The organism is Kaarinaea lacus (assembly GCF_975902315.1).
The window spans coordinates 1-5,544 of sequence record NZ_CDLKIE010000181.1 but is presented as its reverse complement, the minus strand read 5'-3'; the positions used below and the strand labels follow the sequence as shown (position 1 = coordinate 5,544).

The following is a 5,544-nucleotide window of genomic DNA, read 5'->3' as shown; positions in this document are numbered from 1 at the left end:
CTTGAACTACCCAGGCCATCTACCAGGCCAAGCTTTACACCCTCTTCACCATTCCAGAACAGGCCACTGAACAGCTTGGGTGATTCCTTCAAACGGTCGCCACGTCCCTCTTTTACAACCTTGATAAACTGCTGATGCACACCGTCAAGTAATGACTTCACGTGTTTCAATTCTTCTTTGTTGATGGGAGAAAAAGGATCCAGTACACCTTTATGTTCACCGGCAGTTATTAAACGGCGCTCTACCCCAACTTTCTTCATGGCTTCCACAAAACCAAAGCTATTCATCAATACACCAATAGAACCGACGATACTGGCCTTGTCGGCATAAATTTCATCGGCTGCGGCTGCGATATAATATCCACCTGAGGCACACATATCAGCGATAACAGCATATAGTTTGGTATTGGGATACTTGGCGCGCAAGCGCTTAATTTCATCATATATGTAACCCGCCTGAACCGGACTACCACCAGGGCTGTTGATGCGCAGAATTACCGCGGCGGTATTTTTATTTTTAAACGCTGCGCGCAATCCACCGACGATGTTATCTGCATTAGCTTCCGAATCCGCAGCAATAGTACCGGTCACTTCGATAATCGCGGTGTGTTTTCCGCCAGCAATTCCTTTTTGACCCAGATCTGAAGGGATATAAAACAGGAGTGCGCCAACATAAATAAACGCCAGCGCCTTGAAAAACACATTCCAGCGGCGCGAGCGACGTTGTTCATTTAAGGTGGCAAAAGCCAGGCGATTCAGGATATCACGATCCCAGTGTTCGTCTGACAAATCAACTTTGTTCTTGCCTTTACCAGCAAATACACCAGCGGATTTTGGTTTGTCGGTTCTGGAGCCAGGACCTGTTGAAGATCCCGATTGTTTTTTCTGATCTATTGAGGCTGATTGTGTCCATGGATCCTGAGCATCGTCGTATCGCTCGTAGGACAAGGGAGTGGAAGCTTCCTTACCCTCCGACCCGCCTGAATCACCGTCTTTCGACTCAGTATCATCGTTACTTTTCCCTTCAGGATTGAATGGTTTCTTTTCGTCTTCAGTCATTATGAAATGAGTCCTTTGCTGTCGGAACGAATGGCTATCACTCCAGATAAAAATTAATCAGAATGAGATTGATTATGCTCGGTCCTTACTGGGTCAAACTGCAATTTTCTCGCCATTCAACCAATTAAGTAAAGCACGAATCTCGTTAATTATGGCAACTGGCTCGCATTGCTGCAGTCGATCGCTATCATGAACGCCATAACTCACACCGATTGCATGCACACCTGCGTTATTGGCCATATGCAAATCATACTCAGTATCGCCAATCATTACGGCGCGCTGCGGCTCTACGCCAAGCTCATCCAGAATTTCTTCCAGCATCTGTGGATGTGGCTTGGAACGCGTTTCATCGGCGCAGCGTGTGGTGTGAAACATTTGCCGAAATCCGGTGCTGTCCAGCGCCTTGTCTAATCCGCGTCTTCCTTTTCCGGTAGCGACGGCCAGTAAATAGTCATTGTTCGATAAATGAGACAGTACATCTTCAGCGCCAGGAAATGGCAGCGAAGGATCACTGCTAAAAAAATGATAACGGTAGCGGTCTACCATTTGTGGATAGTCTTGTGGATCGCTGTCAGGATACAGGGTACTTAATGCTTCATATAAACCAAGCCCGATGATGTTACTCAGCTCATTTTCCGTGCGTTCAGGTAAATCAAGATCACGACTCATCCATTGTAAACACTGGACAATGTTTGCCTGAGAATCAATCAGCGTGCCATCCCAGTCAAATATGACCAAATCTATTTGTTGCTGCACTGTCTATTACCTTTCCCGTTATGTCCTGGTTAATGTTATCGCATGTTCACAATTATGCAGCACCTGCTCCAGTTCGGATCCCAGTGGGGCCACCACAGTGATCATATTATCGGAATCCGACATGGCAAAACTGAGCGATTTTGCATGTAAAAATAATCGATTCAACCCACGTTCCTTCATGGATAAGTTAAAACCACGCTGGCCGTATTTTTCATCGCCTGCAATGGGATGACCGGCGTGACTCGCATGTACTCGTATTTGATGGGTACGACCTGTAATGAGTTCAATCTCCATGAGGGTTGAATCTGCATAGCTTTTAATCGGCTTGAAAATACTCTGGGCTGATTTGCCCTCGGGATCAACGCGAACAATACGTTCTCCGGATTTCAGGGTATTCTTGCGCAGCGGCGCATCAATGGTTTGTTTACCACCTGTCCAACGTCCTCTCACCAGGGCCACATAAGTTTTTCGAATACCGTTATTTCGAAGTTGTTCATGGAGTCGTTTCAGCACGCTGCGTTTCCTGGCAATTAATAAACAGCCTGATGTATCCCGGTCTAATCGATGCACCAGTTCCAGGTGCTGCTCTGAAGGAAACAGAATCCTCATTGCCTCAATGACACCGTGGTCAATGCCGCTCCCACCATGAACGGCGATGCCCGCAGGCTTGTTGATAACGAATAAACCTTGCTCCTGGTAAATAATGGATGCTTCAATGGCTGAAAGAATACTTTGAGATGGCCGGCTTTGTGCGTGATCTTCCTTATTTGTGACGCGAACTGGAGGGATTCTTACGTTATCTCCTATCTTCAAACGATAATCGGGCTTTATACGCCCTTTATTGACGCGAACTTCCCCCTTGCGCAACAGTCTATAGACACGACTTTTGGGCACACCTTTCAAATGGGTTACCAAGAAATTGTCTATTCGTTGGCCAGCTCTTTCGTCACTAATTTCGACGATATAAGGTTTTTCTACAGATTTTTCCATGCGCCCTGTTAGTGTGGACTCTTAAAGTTGATATCTATTTTGTTGACATTGTCGAAGTCTGATATAACTGCTATAGTCAACAAATACAAGCGGGATAGCTTTGAAATTACGTAAGAAAGTGAATTCCAATAGAATTCCAGGCATCCGTTCTAACACGGATGCAAAGTATACAGTAATCAAGTAGTTGTCATAAATTTAACATAACGTAGTGCGCTCCCTTGCGGATCAACCATTATTGCGTGTGAGCTTGCTTAGTGGACTCAACGAATTATCCACAAGCCTATTGCTAGTAGCCATAAAGAACAAGCATAAGTACTAGGCGTACAGCTCTCAGCAAGCGCTATCCCGGAGAGGAAGGGATGCGAGGTATGAGCGCCGAGAGAGATTAAAACAATGAAAAGAATGTTGTTTAACGCAACTCAGCCTGAGGAGTTGCGTGTCGCGTTGGTGGATGGCCAACGGTTATATGATTTAGATATAGAAGCCGCCGGTCGAGAACAGAAAAAAGCTAATATTTACAAAGGTCGTATCACGCGACTGGAACCTAGCCTCGAAGCGGCATTTGTTGACTATGGTGGTCTACGCCATGGTTTCCTCCCTCTGAAAGAAATCTCACGAACCTATTTTGATCCTTCCGTCGATTTAAGCGGTGGTCGCATCAATATCAAGGATGTGGTCAAGGAAGGCCAGGAAGTCATCGTTCAGATCGAAAAAGAAGAACGTGGTAATAAAGGCGCTGCGCTCACCACCTTTATCAGCCTGGCTGGTCGTTATTTAGTCCTCATGCCTAATAATCCACGGGCAGGCGGGGTTTCTCGCCGAATCGTGGGTGACGACCGACAGGAAATTCGAGATGCACTGGCAGCACTGGATATCCCGCTAGATATGGGAATTATCGTTCGCACCGCCGGCGTTGGCCGAAACGCCGAAGAATTGCAGTGGGACTTGAATTACCTGCTTCAGCTCTGGGAAGCGTGTGAAAAAGCGGCCGGTGAACGCGAAGCACCCTTTCTTATCTACCAGGAAAGTAATGTTATTATCCGCGCACTGCGTGATTACCTGCGCAGCGATATTAACGAGCTCATCATAGACGAACGCGGAACCTACGATCGCGTCCGTGAGTTCATGCAACTGGTTATGCCGCACAACCTGGAAAAAGTGAAACTTTACCAGGAGAAGGTTCCATTATTTACCCGCTTTCAGATTGAATCTCAAATAGAAACCGCGTTTCAACGGGAGGTCCGTTTGCCTTCCGGTGGCGCCATCGTCATGGATCATACCGAGGCACTACTCTCCATAGATATCAACTCGTCTCGGGCAACCAAGGGCGGCGATATTGAAGAGACCGCACTGAATACCAATTGTGAGGCAGCCGAGGAAGTCGCTCGGCAGCTGCGTTTACGCGACCTTGGCGGATTGATTGTCATTGATTTCATTGACATGACATCCAATCGCAATCAACGGGAAGTGGAAAATACCTTAAGAGAAGCGCTTAAAATGGACCGGGCCCGTGTGCAAATTGGGCGCATCTCCCGTTTCGGTCTTCTGGAAATGTCACGCCAGAGACTGCGACCTTCACTGGGTGAATCCAGCCAGGTGGTCTGCCCTAGATGTCAGGGCCAGGGCACGGTTCGCGGTACTGAATCACTGGCACTCTCGATATTGCGTCTCATCGAAGAAGAAGCCATGAAAGAACACACCGCGAAGATTGTGATTCAACTTCCGGTTAATGTGGCGACCTATTTATTAAATGAAAAACGCCAGGCATTGCTGGAAATTGAAAAGCGGCAAAAGATCTCCCTAATTTTGTTACCCAACGAAAGCTTCGAAACGCCGCACTATGAAATTCAGCGTGTGAAAACCAGCGAAGTCAGCCAGACAGCCTCCGCTCAATCCAGTTATAAAATGACTATAGAACGCGAGGAAGCGCCAGAATCAATGGCAGAAACACAAAAGGCGCCGATTGAAGAACCCGTTGTAAAATCTGTGGTTCCCACGCAACCTGCGCCACCCCCTCAGGCAGTCAGCAAACCGGGTATCCTGAAGCGTTTTCTGAATGGTTTGTTTGGTGCACCAGAAGAAAAAGAGAAAGAAAAACCAGCCAGCAAACCACCACCATCCCGTCAGTCACCACACCGTCGACAACGGAGTAGCGGTCGTGGCGGGCAACAAAGATCCGGGCAAGGTTCACGTAAACGGCAACAACAACGTCGTAGCGAGGGTGGACGCCGCCAGGATTCAGGTGGTCGCGATCGTAAAGGTGGTGGTCGGCAAGGACAAGAGCGTAAAACTGATCAACAAGCTGCCGCTGAGCAATCTACTGGCCAGCAGGAACAACAGGCTGCGTCGGCACAATCAACGCAAGCAGCGCCGGAATCAAAATCTGATTCAGGAAAAGAACGGAATGTTCGTCGCGGCCGTCGTGGCGGACGACGCAGACGTCGCGAAGGCGAATCTAAAAAAGACAGAACCGCCGCGTCCGCGTCTAATGGTGGCTCCCAGGAACGCCAAACAGAAGCTCGATCGAATTATGAATCTCGTCAAAGCGAAAACCAATCCAGTGTGGCCCAGCCGTCTCAACCAGTAGCATCGGAAAGTAGCCCTGGGCAACAGCAGGATTCCGGTACTGCCAGTCAGAATCGCGAATCATCAACACCGGAATCACGCCAAACGAGTCAAACAAATAGCACAGCTATAACATCGCCGGCTGAGTCGCAAGATCAGGGGGCATCCTCTGCAG

Annotated in this window: 4 protein-coding genes; 1 reads left to right on the top strand and 3 read right to left on the bottom strand. The window is 48.1% G+C overall.

Annotation, left to right across the window (positions count from 1 at the left end; translation table 11 throughout):
- The 3 genes from ACWVCM_RS05270 to rluC all read right to left on the bottom strand — a co-directional run.
- A partial coding sequence (locus ACWVCM_RS05270; protein WP_455200672.1) for a S49 family peptidase occupies positions 1–1,058 on the bottom strand: 1,058 nt, incomplete at its 3' end.
- 93 nt (positions 1,059–1,151) lie between these two features.
- Entirely contained in the window at positions 1,152–1,814 is a 663-nt protein-coding gene (locus ACWVCM_RS05265; RefSeq protein ID WP_455200671.1) for an HAD-IA family hydrolase, read from the bottom strand.
- Between the two features lie 18 nt (positions 1,815–1,832).
- Positions 1,833–2,804 carry a 23S rRNA pseudouridine(955/2504/2580) synthase RluC gene (rluC, locus tag ACWVCM_RS05260; protein WP_455200670.1) on the bottom strand — a complete coding sequence of 324 codons (972 nt, stop codon included), beginning with the start codon at positions 2,802–2,804 and terminating at the stop codon, positions 1,833–1,835.
- Positions 2,805–3,197: 393 nt separating this feature from the next.
- Here rluC and rne point away from each other — a divergent pair.
- Positions 3,198–5,544, top strand: a 2,347-nt coding sequence (gene rne, locus ACWVCM_RS05255) for a ribonuclease E (protein ID WP_455200669.1), incomplete at its 3' end; no start/stop codon positions are given.

Bases quoted from the DNA above. Each gene is read 5' to 3' on its own strand.
- rluC (WP_455200670.1), bottom strand. From the start codon at position 2,804: ATGGAAAAATCTGTAGAAAAACCTTATATCGTCGAAATTAGTGACGAA.